Annotated in this window: 16 protein-coding genes; 7 read left to right on the forward strand and 9 right to left on the reverse strand. The window is 65.6% G+C overall.

Going from position 1 to position 14467, the window contains the following annotated elements; all coding sequences use genetic code 11:
• Nucleotides 1–11: 11 nt before the first annotated feature.
• The 7 genes from ABLE91_RS16335 to ABLE91_RS16365 form a co-directional block, all read right to left on the reverse strand.
• The gene (locus ABLE91_RS16335; protein WP_348932332.1) at nucleotides 12–311 is read right to left on the reverse strand and encodes a type II toxin-antitoxin system RelE/ParE family toxin; all 300 of its coding nucleotides are present in this window, start codon (nucleotides 309–311) and stop codon (nucleotides 12–14) included.
• Complete coding sequence (locus ABLE91_RS16340) at nucleotides 308–559, reverse strand: type II toxin-antitoxin system ParD family antitoxin (RefSeq protein WP_348932333.1); 252 nt, start codon at nucleotides 557–559, stop codon at nucleotides 308–310. The genes ABLE91_RS16335 and ABLE91_RS16340 overlap by 4 nt, the downstream gene beginning before the upstream one ends.
• 53 nt (nucleotides 560–612) lie before the next feature.
• Nucleotides 613–1761, reverse strand: a complete 1149-nt coding sequence (locus ABLE91_RS16345; RefSeq protein ID WP_348932335.1) for a DegT/DnrJ/EryC1/StrS family aminotransferase — start codon at nucleotides 1759–1761, stop codon at nucleotides 613–615.
• A 25-nt stretch (nucleotides 1762–1786) separates the two neighbouring features.
• Entirely contained in the window at nucleotides 1787–2785 is a 999-nt protein-coding gene (locus ABLE91_RS16350) for a Gfo/Idh/MocA family protein (RefSeq protein WP_348932336.1), read from the reverse strand.
• A 202-nt stretch (nucleotides 2786–2987) separates the two neighbouring features.
• A complete protein-coding gene (locus ABLE91_RS16355) occupies nucleotides 2988–3620 on the reverse strand; it encodes an outer membrane protein (protein ID WP_348932338.1) in 633 nt (210 codons plus the stop codon).
• A 226-nt stretch (nucleotides 3621–3846) separates the two neighbouring features.
• Complete coding sequence (locus ABLE91_RS16360) at nucleotides 3847–4539, reverse strand: outer membrane protein (RefSeq protein ID WP_348932340.1); 693 nt, start codon at nucleotides 4537–4539, stop codon at nucleotides 3847–3849.
• A gap of 207 nt (nucleotides 4540–4746) precedes the next feature.
• Nucleotides 4747–5355, reverse strand: coding sequence for an outer membrane protein (locus ABLE91_RS16365; protein ID WP_348932342.1), 609 nt, complete (start codon nucleotides 5353–5355; stop codon nucleotides 4747–4749).
• A gap of 205 nt (nucleotides 5356–5560) precedes the next feature.
• On the opposite strand from ABLE91_RS16365, the gene uvrC reads away from it, so the two are divergent.
• From uvrC to ABLE91_RS16385, 4 genes are all read left to right on the forward strand, one after another.
• The gene (uvrC, locus tag ABLE91_RS16370) at nucleotides 5561–7606 is read left to right on the forward strand and encodes an excinuclease ABC subunit UvrC (RefSeq protein WP_348932344.1); all 2046 of its coding nucleotides are present in this window, start codon (nucleotides 5561–5563) and stop codon (nucleotides 7604–7606) included.
• A 127-nt stretch (nucleotides 7607–7733) separates the two neighbouring features.
• Nucleotides 7734–8363 (forward strand): CDP-diacylglycerol--glycerol-3-phosphate 3-phosphatidyltransferase, encoded by a 630-nt coding sequence (gene pgsA, locus ABLE91_RS16375; protein ID WP_348932346.1) that lies wholly within the window; start codon nucleotides 7734–7736, stop codon nucleotides 8361–8363.
• Nucleotides 8363–8614 (forward strand): molybdopterin converting factor subunit 1, encoded by a 252-nt coding sequence (gene moaD, locus ABLE91_RS16380; RefSeq protein WP_348932347.1) that lies wholly within the window; start codon nucleotides 8363–8365, stop codon nucleotides 8612–8614. The genes pgsA and moaD overlap by 1 nt, the downstream gene beginning before the upstream one ends.
• A gap of 3 nt (nucleotides 8615–8617) precedes the next feature.
• Nucleotides 8618–9106, forward strand: a complete 489-nt coding sequence (locus tag ABLE91_RS16385) for a molybdenum cofactor biosynthesis protein MoaE (protein ID WP_348932348.1) — start codon at nucleotides 8618–8620, stop codon at nucleotides 9104–9106.
• A 244-nt stretch (nucleotides 9107–9350) separates the two neighbouring features.
• Here ABLE91_RS16385 and ABLE91_RS16390 read toward each other — a convergent pair whose 3' ends face one another.
• Together ABLE91_RS16390 and ABLE91_RS16395 are read right to left on the reverse strand one after the other, a co-directional pair.
• Nucleotides 9351–10643, reverse strand: coding sequence for a dicarboxylate/amino acid:cation symporter (locus ABLE91_RS16390; protein WP_348932350.1), 1293 nt, complete (start codon nucleotides 10641–10643; stop codon nucleotides 9351–9353).
• A 120-nt stretch (nucleotides 10644–10763) separates the two neighbouring features.
• Complete coding sequence (locus ABLE91_RS16395; RefSeq protein ID WP_348932352.1) at nucleotides 10764–11342, reverse strand: helix-turn-helix domain-containing protein; 579 nt, start codon at nucleotides 11340–11342, stop codon at nucleotides 10764–10766.
• 395 nt (nucleotides 11343–11737) lie between these two features.
• On the opposite strand from ABLE91_RS16395, the gene ABLE91_RS16400 reads away from it, so the two are divergent.
• Genes ABLE91_RS16400 through ABLE91_RS16410 form a run of 3 tightly spaced genes read left to right on the forward strand, consistent with a single transcriptional unit; the run spans nucleotide 11738 to nucleotide 14453 of the window.
• The gene (locus tag ABLE91_RS16400) at nucleotides 11738–12778 is read left to right on the forward strand and encodes an ABC transporter substrate-binding protein (RefSeq protein ID WP_348932354.1); all 1041 of its coding nucleotides are present in this window, start codon (nucleotides 11738–11740) and stop codon (nucleotides 12776–12778) included.
• Nucleotides 12778–13593, forward strand: a complete 816-nt coding sequence (locus tag ABLE91_RS16405) for an ABC transporter ATP-binding protein (protein WP_348932356.1) — start codon at nucleotides 12778–12780, stop codon at nucleotides 13591–13593. The genes ABLE91_RS16400 and ABLE91_RS16405 overlap by 1 nt, the downstream gene beginning before the upstream one ends.
• Entirely contained in the window at nucleotides 13590–14453 is an 864-nt protein-coding gene (locus tag ABLE91_RS16410) for an ABC transporter permease (protein WP_348932359.1), read from the forward strand. The genes ABLE91_RS16405 and ABLE91_RS16410 overlap by 4 nt, the downstream gene beginning before the upstream one ends.
• Nucleotides 14454–14467 lie beyond the last annotated feature (14 nt).

The raw sequence follows: 14467 nt of genomic DNA on the forward strand, positions 1-14467 counted from the left end.
GGTTCACGCGGTCAGACTTGAGGGAAAAGGACCGCCTCATAATCCATAGCCCCATGGAGAACACGCAGAATCTCCACGGCCTCGGGTGAGAGCTTGAAGAAAATCAGGTAGTTACCGAACACGCGCCGCCGAATGCCCGTCTTTTCATAGAATGGCACCAGCGGGTACGCTTGAGCTGCGCCGGCGAGCGACAAACAGGCGCCTTCGAGTTCACCGATAAAGGATTCAGCCCGACCGGGACTTTGACGGGCGATATGATCAGCAATGCTTTCAAGGTCAGCCGCGGCATGAGCGGTGACGACGACCTTCATGCCGGGCCTTGGCGATACTTGGACTTCAAGCGATTGAAAACGTCTTCGGCCGGCATCACACGCCCCGCTGCGACGTCAGCAAGCCCCTCGGCCAAGGCACGGTCCAAGACTGCGAGACGCGCCTCTCTTTCCTGCACCAGCCGCACACCCTCCCGGAGCACTTCGCTCTTGGAATTGTATCGGCCCGACGAGACAAGGTCGCTTACGACCTTCTCAAGCTGCTGTCCGAGATCCGCACTGATAGCCATGGCAACACCGTTTTCCGGCTAAGGCCCCTGCGGCAATAATAGTTATTAAAACCTCACCCCGCCAGAGCCCTGCGCACCGCCGCGATGATGCGGTCCTGGGTGGCCTCGTCGAGATAAGCGTGCATGGGCAGGCTGATGACCTCGGCACAGAGCGCTTCCGAGACCGGCAGGGCATCCGCCGGGAAGGCGCTGTAGGCCGGCTGCTTGTGCATGGGCAGGCGGTAATAAACCGCGGTCGGCACGCCCTCATTCTTCAGCGCATCGGCCAGCGCATCGCGGCGGCCGGGAGCGAGGCGGATGGTGTATTGCGCCCAGACGGAGGTTGCCCCTTCCGCCACCACGGGCACCGTCGCCACATCGCCCAGAAGCGCGTTGTAGCGCGCGGCGATGGTTTCGCGCGCGCGGATCTCGTCCTCGAAGATGTCGAGCTTTTCCAGGAGGATGGCGGCCTGGATGGTGTCGAGGCGCCCGGTCATGCCGATGCGGACATTCTCATACTTGTCCACCCCCTGCCCGTGCTCGCGCACGCTCTTCAGGATGGGCACGAGGGCGTCGTCCTCGGTGAAGACCGCGCCGCCGTCGCCATAGCAGCCGAGCGGCTTGGCCGGGAAGAAGGAGGTGGCGGAGGCATCGCCGATGCTGCCCGTGCGCTTGCCGCGCCAGGCCGCGCCGAAACCCTGGGCCGTGTCGCACAGCACCTTCAGGCCATGCTTCTCGGCAACAGGCAGGAGGGCGTCATAGTCCGCCGCCTGGCCGAACAGGTCCACCGGCATCACCGCCTTGGGGGTGAGGCCGCTGGCCTTCGCCACGGCCACCGCGCGGTCGAGGCTTTCGGCGTCCATGTTGAAGGTGTCCGCCTTCACGTCCACGAACACCGGCGTTGCGCCAACCCACGCCACCACTTCGGCGGTGGCGCAGAAGGTGAAGGCCGGGCAGAAGACCGCATCGCCCGCCTTGATGCCCCAGGACATGAGGATCATGGCCAGAGCATCGGTGCCGCTGGCACAGGCGATGGCATGCTTCGCACCGGCGAAGGCGGCGAGCTGCTCTTCCAGGATGGCGACTTCCGGCCCGTTCACGAAGCGGCAGCTCTCCAGGACCGAACTCACCGCCCGGTCGATGCGGGCGCCGAGGCGTGCCCGCTGCGCCGCCACGTCGATGAAGGGGATGGGAGCGGTCTGGATCTTCACATGGGTTGTCATGAACGTGCCTTGGACAGGGATAAGGTCAGCCGACCGCGCGGCGGCGGTCGGCGGAAGAGCGGTGGCTGCCTTCCGAGCGCTCGGTGAGGCAGGAGATGGCGATCTCCAGGCTGGCGACGCCTTCATCGCCCGTCACCGCCGGCGGCTTGCCGCTGCGCACCGCGTTGAGGAACTGCTCCAGCTCGCTGCGCAACGGCTCGGCATAGGCCACGGGCCGGTGGCGCATGGAATAGGAGCCGTCGGGCCGGTAGTCGAAGCACTCGGTCACCTGCCGGGTCAGCAGATCGCCGATCACGTATTTCTTCCGGGTCGCCACATGCACCGTGCGCGCCTTGAAGGGCGTCAGCCAGTTGGTGTTGATGTGGGCGAGCACGCCGGAGGCCGTGCGGAACTGAAGCAGCGCGATGTCCTCCCGCTCCGCCATGGCGGAGGTGGTCTGCGGCTGCACCTCGACGATGTCAGAGCCGGTGAACCAGCGGATCAGGTCGATGTCGTGCACGGCGAGGTCGATCACCACGCCCACATTGGACATGCGGGGCGGGAACGGGCCGACGCGGGTGATGGCGATGGAGAGCAGCTCTTCCCCGGCAATGGCGTCCTTGACCGCCTGCACCGCGGGATTGAAGCGCTCCACATGACCGATCATCAGGGTCACGTTCTTCGCTCGGGCGGCGGCGACGATCTCGCGGCCTTCCGCAACCGTTGAGGCGACCGGCTTCTCCACCAGCACCGACGTGCCGGCATTGATCACGTCAAGGGCGATGGGATGGTGCAGATGGGTGGGCGCCGCGATCACGACGGCGTCGAGCCCGAGGTCGAGCAGCGCCCGGTGGTCGCCCACCGCCTTGCAGCCCAGGAACCCGGCGACGCGTTCCGCCTGGCCGATATCGGGGTCGGCGATGGCGACGAGTTCCGCGCCGGGGAGCTCGGAGAGCACCCGCGCGTGGTTCGACCCCATGATGCCGATGCCCGTCACCCCCACGCGCACGGGGCGCGCGGCCTCCGCAGCCGACTGGAGAGCCATATGATTCTCACTCCTGAACCCTTTGACCCGGCTCTATCACGGGACCGGGGTGTCGCGCGAGACAAGGCACCGCGTCAGGTTGTGCGGAGCGTTCAACAATTGCGTCGGCATATTACCGGCAGAGCCCGCCTGTCCCCTCAGGGAAGCCGGCAAGAAAAGGGCGCGCCCTTGGACAGGCGCGCCCTAAAAAATGCAGGCTGTGTCAGAACTTATAGTTCACGCCCAGCCGCGCGGTGGACGAGGTGATGCCGGCATCTGCACCGATATTGTCATAAGTCTTGGAGCCGAGGTCCATGTAGAGATATTCGGCCCGCGCGGTCCAATTGTTGGTCAGGGCGTACTCCAGGCCGGCGCCGGCCGCCCAGCCCACATGGGTGTTGGACGAATCAATCCCGTACTCGGTGATGGTGTTGCGGCCGTAGGCGAGGCCGCCCGTCACGTAGGGCAGCACGCGGTCGAACGCATAGCCGAGGCGGGCGCGCACGGTGCCGAAATAGTCGAGCTTGCTGTCCAGCCCATTGGCGTTGCCGTTGATGTCGCCGCCCTGGATATCGGCTTCCAGGCCCACCAGCACATTGTTCTGGAACTGGTAGTTGTAGCCGACCTGGCCGCCGGCGAGCCAGCCGCCGGGATCGACACCGTCGATGGCATCCTTGCCGCTGCCCCAGCTATAGCCGGTATTGGCGCCGATATAGAAGCCGGTCCAGGAAAAGGCGGGCGGAGCTACCACCGGCGCCTTGACCGGCGCCACGGGCGCGCGCGCAAGGTCTGCCGCCAGGACGGGACCCGACACCAGCGCTCCAAGGGCGATGCCCGCAAGAAGAACCGATTTCATCTACGCACCTCACTGGTCATCCAGCGAGAACTTTGCCGGGATACCCCGGCGTGCCCATGGCCCGCAAAAGGCAAAGCCGTGGCAAGGGCAAGGTCTCTCGATGACCTTTGCTAACGCTTGCCCGAGCGGGATGTTCCAGCGGAAGCGCTGGCATGGGAGGTGCCGCAAAAGAAAAACCCCGGGCTTTCGCCCGGGGCTCGAACTCGAGGTCCGGATGGACCGGCGATCAGAACTTGTAGTTCACGCCGACCTTGAGGACGCTCATGTCGTTGTCCGTCTGGATGGAACCCAGGGTGGACGGGATGGTGTAGGTCTTGCCGTCGAGGTCGATGTACAGGTACTCGAGCTTGGCGGTGATGTTGTTGGTGAAGGCGTACTCGACGCCAGCGCCGATGGTCCAGCCCCAGGTGGTCTCAGAGGTGCTGACACCGTAGATGGTGCCGTAGTCGCTCTTGCCGTAAGCCACGCCGCCGGTGATGTACGGCAGCACGCGGTCGAAGGCATAACCAGCGCGGGCGCGGATGGTGCCGAAGTAGTCGAGGCTGCCGGTGGCGATGCCAGCCGGGCCCGAGATCGTCACATTGTTGCCGCCGAGGTCGGCCCAGTCGATGTCGGCTTCGAGGCCGAGCACGACGTTGTTGGCGAACTGCCAGTTATAGCCAGCCTGCAGACCGCCGATGAAGCCGTTGGCGCTGCCGATGTTGATCGCCGTCGCGGGAATGCCGAAGCTCGGCGACACGTTCAGGTCGTTGTTCAGCCAGCCCCAACCAACGTTGGCGCCGAGATAGAAACCGGTCCAGGAGAAGACCGGGACCACCACCGGAGCCTTAACCGGGTACTTGGTGGCGAGGTCGGCCGCAGAGGCGGCACCGCCGAGGAGAGCCAGGGCAGAGACCCCGGCGAGAGCGCGCTTCAACATGGTTACACCCTTCGTTCAGATACGAAACACGATGACCCGGATATACACCGGGTCGGCTTGGTCGTCTGTCACCTACCTGCAACACCCCGAATAAGAAAACGAGGCAAGAATGTGGTTAACAGCCTATGTGTGAACACAAATCAGATCAAGGCCGGTCACAAATCCTTTGCAGGCGGGCGCTTTCACCCTCTTCCGGAGCTTAACGATTCAGAAACGATAGTTTACACCTCCCCTAAGGATGTTTCCGTCGAAGCCCAAAGTGGCAGGTCCAATCAAAGAATTGTAAGTGGAACTACCAAGATCGACGTAGAGATATTCCGCCCGGGCGCTCCAGTTGCGGTCGAGCGCGAATTCTGCGCCTGCACCGATGGTCCAGCCGCCGTGGGTCTGGTTATTACTGAGACCTAAGACTTCAAATTGGCCGCCGCCATACGCGAAGCCGAGGGTGCCGTAGGCGAGAATCCGCTCGAAGGCAAAGCCGAGGCGGGCGCGCACCGTGCCGAAATAGTTCAGGCTGTAGGCGCCGTCGCTGATGCCCGCCCAGTCGAAGTCGGTCTCGACGCCCGCGACGAACGGAGAGCCGACGAACTGCCAGTTGTAGCCGGCCTGGAGGCCGCCCAGGAAACCGCCGGGCGAATACGGCCCGGAACTGCCCCAGCTATAGCCGGCATTGGCGCCGATATAGAAGCCGGTCCACGACATGGGCTGCGCCGCGGGCGCATAGCCGTAGCCATAGCCGGCATTCATGTCGGCGGCGGCAGCGGGAAGCGCGAATGCTCCCAGAGCGACCAGTCCCGCCACGAAGCGGTACGTCATCATCAACTCCTCTCTTGCGGGCGGCGTTGGCCGCGCGGCTGGGAGGAGCGTTAGGTCAAAATGGCAAATGAAGTCTGGCTGAAGCGGGAGCGTGCGCTGCATTGCATCGGCATGGTGAACCGACCGTGAGCAGGCGTGGTGAATCGCTGGTGAAGGATGCCGGGCGCCTCTGGCCCTCGGCGGTGCGACGCCTTAACTATCGCCCATGAGCGCCCGCGTCCCCCTCCCCCCAAGCCCGGAAGATACGTTCGAGCCGCAGGACCTTCCCGCTGAGGAAACGGTGGAGGAGGAGATCACCCTCGTCCTCGAATCGGACGAGGACATCGCCGTCGCCGAAGGCCCGCTTGCCACGGGGCGGGCCGCCATCGCGCAGGCGGCCAAGCACGCGCCCTCGGCCCCCGGCGTCTACCGCATGATTGCGGCGGACGGGTCGGTGCTCTATGTGGGCAAGGCCAAGAGCATCAAGAAGCGCATCCTCAGCTATACGCGCCCCATCGGCCACACGAACCGCATCGCCCGCATGATCGCGGCGACCACGGCCATGGAATTCGTCTCCACCCGCACCGAGGCCGAGGCGCTCTTGCTGGAGGCGAACCTCATCAAGCAGCTGAAGCCCCGCTTCAACGTGCTGCTGCGGGACGACAAGTCCTTTCCCTACATCCTCATCACCGCCGACCATGTCTCGCCACAGATCATCAAGCATCGCGGCGCGCGCAACCGGCCGGGGGATTATTATGGCCCCTTCGCCAGCGTCTGGGCGGTGGACCGCACCATCAACGCGCTCCAGCGCGCCTTCCTGCTGCGCTCCTGCACTGATTCCTATTATGAGAATCGCACCCGCCCCTGCCTTCTGTTCCAGATCAAGCGCTGCTCCGGCCCCTGCACCGGCGAGGTAAACCATTCCGACTATGCCGAGCTGGTGCGCGAGGCGCGCAGCTTCCTGTCCGGCCGCTCGCGGGCGGTGAAGGAGGAACTGGCGAAGGAAATGGAAGCCGCCTCCGAGGAATTGGAGTTCGAGCGCGCCGCCCGCCTGCGCGACCGCCTCGCCGCCCTTTCCGCCGTGCAGGGTAGCCAGGGCATCAATCCCCGCTCGGTGGAGGAGGCGGACGTGTTCGCCTGCTATCAGCAGGGCGGCGCCACCTGCATCGAGGTGTTCTTCTTCCGTACCGGCCAGAACTGGGGCAACCGGGCCTATTATCCCCGCGCCGACCGCTCGCTGTCGGAGGCCGAGGTGCTGGGCGCCTTCCTCTCGCAATTCTACGAGGACAAGCCCTGCCCCCGGCTCGTCCTGCTGAGCCACGACGTGGAGGAGCAGGAGCTGATCGCCGAAGCCCTTTCCGAGCGCTCCAATTATAAAGTAGAGATCGCCGTGCCCCGGCGGGGCGAGAAGCGCGACCTTGTGGAGCACGCACTCCAGAATGCCCGCGAGGCGCTCGGCCGCCAGCTCGCCGAAAGCGCCACCCAGACCCGGCTTCTGGAGGGCCTTGCGAAAACGTTCGAGCTTCCGGCGCCCCCGCGCCGCATCGAGGTCTATGACAATTCCCACATCATGGGCACCAATGCGGTGGGCGGCATGATCGTGGCGGGGCCGGAAGGTTTCCTGAAGAGCCAGTACCGCAAGTTCAACATCAAGTCGGCGGATCTCACGCCGGGCGACGATTACGGCATGATGCGCGAGGTGCTGCGCCGCCGCTTCGCGCGCCTGCTGAAAGAAGCGCCGCGCGCGGAAGCACTCCCTCCCGACACCGACGCCGCCCCGGACGCCGCAGCGGAAGCCCCCGATACCGCCCAGCCCTGGCCGGACCTCGTCCTCATCGATGGCGGCCTCGGCCAGCTCAATGCGGCGCGGGAGATCGCGGCCGAGCTGGGCGTCACCGACGTTCCCCTGGTGGGCATCGCCAAGGGCCTCGACCGCGAAGCAGGGCGCGAGCTGTTTCATTTGCCCGGCCGCCCGCCCTTCCGGCTGGAACCGCGCGACCCTGTGCTCTATTTCATCCAGCGCCTGCGCGACGAGGCCCACCGCTTCGCGATTGGCTCCCACCGGGCGCGACGCAAGAAGGACATTACCGAAGCGGGCCTCCAGGCCATTCCCGGCGTCGGCCCCGCCCGCAAGCGTGCCTTGCTGCGCCATTTCGGGACGCTGAAGGCCATCGAGCGGGCCTCGCTGGCAGATCTTGAACGGGTCGATGGAATCAATGCCTCGACGGCGCTGGCCATATACGGCTATTTCCATGAGCAGCCGCCACGTTGACATTGGGGGCTGAGCCACCACGTTGACCCTCAGGGTTGACCCGCCTCGACCCTGCCCGTTTCGAGGTGCATTCTTGACCTGACCCTCCGGCCTCCCCGGCCGGCTTCAAGAGCAAGACTTAATGGACATGGCAGAAGCCGCGACGAGACCCTCCCCATCGACCCGCGCCGGACGCGGGCGCGCCTTGTCGCTGCCGAACATCCTCACCTATTCCAGGTGCGCCGCGGTGCCGCTGGTGGCGGGGTGCCTGTTCTGGGCCGACATCCTGCAAGGCGGCATCTGGCTGCGCTGGGTGGCGCTCGGCCTCTTCATCGCCGCCGCGGTGACGGATTTCTTCGACGGCTATCTCGCCCGTGCCTGGTCGCAGCAATCGGCCATCGGCCGCATGCTGGACCCCATCGCCGACAAGCTTCTGGTCTCCACCAGCCTGCTCATGCTGGCCTCGGACAGCACCATCCGCGGCTGGTCGCTCTGGGCGGCCATCGTCATCCTGTGCCGCGAGATCCTCGTGTCGGGCCTGCGGGAGTTCCTGGCCGAGCTGCGCGTCAGCGTGCCGGTTTCGCGCCTCGCCAAGTGGAAGACCACCCTTCAGCTGGTGTCGGTGGGCTTCCTCCTCGCCGGGCCGGCGGGTGACCGCATCATCCCCGGCATCACGCTCGTGGGCATCACCCTGCTCTGGATCTCGGCGGTTCTCACGCTTTACACGGGCTACGATTATTTCCGTGCCGGCGCGCGGCATCTGGTGGAGGAGCCTTGATGAAGGTCCTCTATTTCGCCTGGCTGCGCGAGCGCGTCGGCCTCGCCCAGGAAGAGGTTGAGCCGCCGGCCGACGTTGTCACCGTGGCTGATCTCGCACGTTGGCTCGCGGGGCGCGGCCCCGCCCACGCTCATGCCTTCTCCGACCCCAAGGTGGTGCGCGCCGCCCTCGACCGCCGCCATGTGAAGCCCGACGCCCCGCTCGGCGGCGCCCACGAAGTGGCATTCTTCCCGCCCATGACCGGGGGCTGAGCCGTGGGCGCGTCCTTCACCGTGCGGGTCCAGGCGGAGCCGTTCGACACCGCCACCGAGATCGCTGCCTTGTCCGGTGACGGGGATGTGGGCGCGGTGGTCTCCTTCTCCGGCCTCTGCCGGGCCGACAAGCATGAAGGCGGGGGCAACGCCCCCCTCTCGGCATTGGTGCTGGAGCATTATCCCGGCATGGCTGAGGCCGAGATGGAGCGCCTCATGAAAGAGGCCCGCGCGCGCTGGCCGCTTTTGGGCGCGCGCATCGTCCATCGCTATGGGCGCATCGCGCCGGGCGAGCAGATCGTGCTCGTCGTCACCTCTTCCTCCCACCGCGAAGCCGCCTTCTCCGCTGCCGCCTTCCTCATGGACTGGCTGAAGACCAGCGCCCCCTTCTGGAAGAAGGAAGAGCGCGCCGGTGAGGGAGGCTGGGTGGCCGCGAAAGAGACGGACGATCAGGCGGCGGAGCGCTGGAAGGGCGGCGAAACCGATATTTAGAGCGGTTGGACGGCCTGAAAGCAGGCGCCGTGCCCCCTCTCCCCGAGGGGGAGAGGGCTGGGGTGAGGGGGAACCACCCTCTCCAATCCTGAACCGCCGGAGCCCCCTCACCCGCCGCCTGCGGCGTCGACCTCTCCCCCTCGGGGAGAGGTGAAAACCGGTCCCGCGAGGGGAGAGGAGCGGCGCAGGGGCACCGTTTAAACATGAAACGCTCTAGCAGTCCCCGGGGCTCAAGCGCCCGCCGTCAGGCGCGGGCGGGAGCCGGCTCGGGCGCATCCACGTCGATCTCGCCGTCCAGCACCGCATGCAGGCGGTCGAGGTCCAGTTCGCCCTCCCAGCGCGCCACCACCAGGGTCGCCACCGCATTGCCGATGAAGTTGGTGAGCGAGCGGCACTCGGACATGAAGCGGTCGACGCCCAGGATCAGGGCCATGCCCGCCACGGGGATTTCCGGCACCACCGCCAGCGTCGCCGCGAGCGTGATGAAGCCGCCGCCGGTCACCGCCGCCGCGCCCTTGGAGGTGAGCATGGCCACGCCCAGGATGATCAGCTCGTGCTCAAGGGTGAGGTGCGTGTTGGTGGCCTGCGCGATGAATAGGGTCGCCAGGGTCATATAGAGGTTGGTGCCGTCGAGGTTGAAGGAATAGCCGGTGGGCACCACCAGCGAGACCACGGACTTCGGCGCCCCCGCCGCCTCCAGCTTGCGCATCAGCGCCGGCAGGGCGCTTTCGGAGGAGGACGTGCCCAGCACGATCAGCAGCTCCTCGCGGATGAAGCGGATGAGCTTGAAGATGTTGAAGCCCACGACGCGCGCGATGAGGCCAAGCACCAGCACCACGAACAGGATGGCCGTGAAATAGAAGGTGGCGATCAGCTCCAGCAGGTTGCCTATGGAGGCGAGGCCATAGGCGCCGATGGTGAAGGCCATGGCGCCGAACGCGCCCACCGGCGCGGCTTTCATGACGATGGCGACGATGCCGAACACCAGCTTCTCCACGGCGCGGATGCCGTTGAGGATGGGCTCGCCCGCCTTCCCCATGGCGGTCAGCGCGAAGCCGGTGAGGATGGCGACGAACAGCACCTGCAGGATCTCGCCCGTGGCGAGCGCCCCCACCAGGGTCTCGGGAATGATGTGGAGGACGAAATCCATGAAGGAGGCGTGCGCCGCCTGATTGGTGAAGGCGGTGATGGCCTTGGGATCGAGGCTGGCCGGATCCACGTTGAAGCCCGCGCCCGGCTGCACGACCTTGCCCACGATGAGGCCGATGACCAGCGCGAAGGTGGACACCACCTCGAAATAGATGAGCGCCTTGCCCCCGATGCGGCCGACCTTCTTCACATCGCCCATGGCGGCGATGCCCACCACGACGGTGCAGAACACCACGGGGGCGATGATCATCTTCACCAGCTTGATGAAGCCGTCGCCGAGCGGCTTCATGGCTTCGCCGAGATGGGGGAAGAAGGTGCCGAGCAGCACGCCCAGCACCACCGCGAACAGGACCTGGACGTAGAGGATTTTATAGAAAGGACGACGCATTGCTTTTCCCCGCCGAGCCCATTGCGGCAAAACTTGCCTCTTCTATGAGCCGACCATGAAGGATGTGCAACGCAGGGCGGCGGGCGCCGCCGACCTTCCCTAACGCAAGGATTTCAAGGCTTAGTGCCGCTCTTCCTCCGCCGGAAGCGCGATCACCACCAGCACTTCCGCCTTCTGCCGGCCGATGCTGCGGACCTCGTGCTTGATCTCGCCGGGGAAATAGAGGCAGTCGCCGCGCTCCATCACCAATTCGTCGGCGCCGAGCTTCACGGCGATCTTCCCGCTCACCACGAACAGCAATTCCTCGCCGCCATGGGCCCAGCGGGGGTCCTTGGTCATGACCGGCTTGGTGGCCGGCATCATGAGGAAGGGTTCCATCATCTTGCGTGAGCGCCCCGGGGCCAGCGGGAGGAGGCCGAACGTGCCGTCCGGCTGGGGCAGCGGCCCCTCCCCACGGCGATGCAACGTATATTGCGAGGGAGCGGGCGCGGCATTGAGGTCGAACAATTGCGCGACATTGACGCCGAGCGCCTCGGCGAGGCGCAGCAGCGCGGCGATGGAGGGCGTCTTGAGGCCCCGCTCCACAAGCGAGAGATAGCCGCGCGTGAGGTCGCTCTGGGTGGCGAGCTTGTCGAGTGTGAGACTTCTTTCCAGCCGGAGAACCCGGAGATTGGGGCCGAGACGATCCGCCCTGGACATATCGAGCACAGAACTTTCCCTTCTCGTCAGCGGCGCGGACCGAAACCTGCCTTTGCGGTCATCCTATATCCCAAGCGCACGTTTCAAGTCCGTCACAATACGGCGCGCTCACACCCTCGCCGTTCACGATCCTGCCTGCGTGAGGCGTGGGTTCGAGAACATGCACGGCCTTGCAAGTTTACTTGAGGAAATTTTCACCGCCTACCCTCCCAAGTTTGTGCAGGGGCGCCAAAAGCCGCAGAAAACATGGTCACTCCTCACTCTATCGCCCATTGATTAGGCAGTGGCTGGAACCGCCTTCAAATCGGGCTATTGATTTCTGTCAGTAAACTTGTTTCGATCTCCCTGGCCTTCTTCCGCGCCCATAGCGCCCAGAAAACAGGGGAACCTCCACCATGTTCGGCCCGCACATGAACCGCCGGTCCTTCCTCGGCGCGGCAGCCATCGGCCTCGGCGCCGCCGCCTTCCCCGGTCGCCTCAGCGCGGCGGAAAGCGTCACCTTCGGCGTAGCGAGCCTCGACGTCAGCTATGCCGCCATCTACGCGGCCCTGAAGAAGGGCTACTTCGCCGAGGCAGGCCTCAATGTGGAGCACCTGAATTCCCAGAGCGGGCCGCGCAGCAAGCAGATGCTCTCCGCCGGGCAGATCTTCGCCACCTGCACCGGATCCAGCGACTCCATCGCCCTCACCATGGCGGGCAAGCCGTCCGTGCTCGTGTGCTCGTTCGACCGGCGGCCGGGGCTCGCGAACATCATCGTCAACAAGGCGGTCTATGAATCCGGCGTGCGGAGCGTGAAGGATCTCGCGGGCAAGAAGATCGGCGTGACCCAGCCGCAAGCGCTGACCTGGCTGCTCGGCGTCGTCATCACCGAAGCCGCCGGGCTGAAGGGCAAGGTGGATTTCCGTCCCTTGGGCGACTTGACCACCATGCTTGGCGCCGTGAAGGCCGGCTCGGTGGACGGCTGCATCGCCTCCTACTCCATGCTCGATGCCGCGGAGGCGGAGGGCTGGGGGGTACCCATCTTCCGCGCCTATGACGATGCCGACTGGAACTCCGCCTTCAAGGGCGACCTTCCCGGCGTTGGCGTCTACGTGCTCAAGGACACGGTGGAGGAGAAGCGCGGCGAGGTCCAGAAGCTCGTCACGGGCCTCGTCAAGGGAATGGACTACCTGAAGTCCGCTTCCAACGAGGAGATCGCGGAGATGGTGAAGGCGGATTTCCTGCCCAACACGCCGCTTCCTGCCCTCGTGAGCGCCGTGAAGAAGTTCAAATCCACCTGGAATTACGAGAACACCTATACGGCGCAGGCATATGGCGACCTCATCTCGGCGATGGGCGACGGCCGCATGTATCCCACGGCGGAATTGACCGCGCGCGCCAAGTTTAGCGACCTCGTGGACAATTCCTTCGTCCTTAAGGCGCGGGGGAAGGCCTGATGCGCGTCATGATCCGCCTTGACGGGGTGGGCAAGACCTACAGCTCCAGGACGACCCGTCACACCGCCATCGGCAGCGTCTCCCTCGACATCGCGCAGGGCGAGTTCGTCTGCGTGGTCGGGCCGTCCGGGTGCGGCAAGAGCACCTTGCTCAACATGATCGCCGGCTTCCAGCCGGCGACCGCCGGGAGCATCACCGTCGATGGCGCGGCGGTCGAGTCGGGGGCCGTTCCCCAGGGGCTCGGCTACCTGTTCCAGAAGGACACGGTGCTGCCCTGGCTCACCGTGGAGCAGAATGTCGGCCTCGGCCTGCGCTTCGCGCGCGTCCCGCCCGGCCGCATCGCCGAGAAGGTCAGGAGCCTGCTGAAGCTCGCCAATCTGGAGCCCTATGCAGGCTACTTCCCGTATCAGATCTCCGGCGGCATGAGGCAGCGCACCGCACTGCTGATGACGCTCGCCTGCGATCCCCGCGTGCTGCTGCTGGACGAGCCCTTCGGCGCGCTCGATTCCCACACCAAGATCAACCTGCACCGCGAGTTGCACGACATCTGGCGGCAGCTCGGCCAGACCATCGTCATGGTCACCCACGACCTCGACGAGGCGGTGGCCCTGGCCGACCGCGTGATCGTGCTGTCGGGGCCGCCGAGCCGGGTGCTGCTGGACCACCGCATCGACATCCCCCATCCGCGAGACCCCTACGTGGTGCGGGAAACCGACGCCTTCGGCCAGCATCTCAAAGCCATATGGGCGGTGCTGGGCCGCGAATACCAACGCACGCCCGACGGCACGCAGAGCGTGATCGGAGCCGCAGCATGAGCCAAACCATGGACAGCCTCGATGCGCCGCTCGCGCGCCCCGCGCGCGCGCGCCGCTTCTCCTTCAGCGAGACCGCCCGCGTGCGGCTCTACCAGCTCGCCCTCCTCGCCGTCTTCCTCGGCCTGTGGGAAGGGCTGACGCGGGTGCCCTATTTGATCAAGAACACCTTCCTCGACCCGTTCTTCATCAGCCGCCCTTCGCTCATCGCCCAGCAATTGTGGTCCTGGACCTTCGGCGCCCAGGCCGGCTTCCTGTTCCCGCACCTCGCCTCGACCCTCGGCGCAACGCTGCTGGGGCTTGCGGTGGCGGGCATCACCGGCTTCGCCGCCGGCCTCGTGCTCAGCCAGAACCCCATCCTCGCGCGGACGCTGAACCCTTTCATCGTCTGCTTCAACTCCCTGCCCCGCATCGCCATGGTCCCGCTCATCACCATGATGTTCGGGCTCGGGCTGCTGGCGAAGGTGGTCACGGTCTGGTTCGTTGTTTTCTTCCTCATCTTCTTCAACACCTTCAAGGGCTCCCTGTCGGTGGAGAAGCATATCCTCCAGTTCTGCCGGACGCTGGGCGCCTCGCCGCGGCAGATCCTGTGGAGCGTGCGGGTGCCGAGCGCACTGGCCTGGACCTTCGCGGCGCTGCCCAACGCCATCTCCTTCTCCCTGGTGGGGGTGGTCATCGCCGAGTTCGTCGGGACGACCACGGGGATGGGCTACCTGATCGTCTCCTCGCTCTCGACCCTCAATGCCAGCGAGATGTTCGCCGCCATCACGGTCCTCGGCGTGGCGGGCATTGCCCTCGTCTCCCTGGCCGAGCGGGTCGAGCGGCGGCTGCTGCGCTGGTCCCCACAATTCAACGAACGCTGAGCTTCAAGGAGAAA

Origin of the sequence: Aquabacter albus, from assembly GCF_040049275.1 — a bacterium.
Lineage (GTDB): Bacteria > Pseudomonadota > Alphaproteobacteria > Rhizobiales > Xanthobacteraceae > Aquabacter.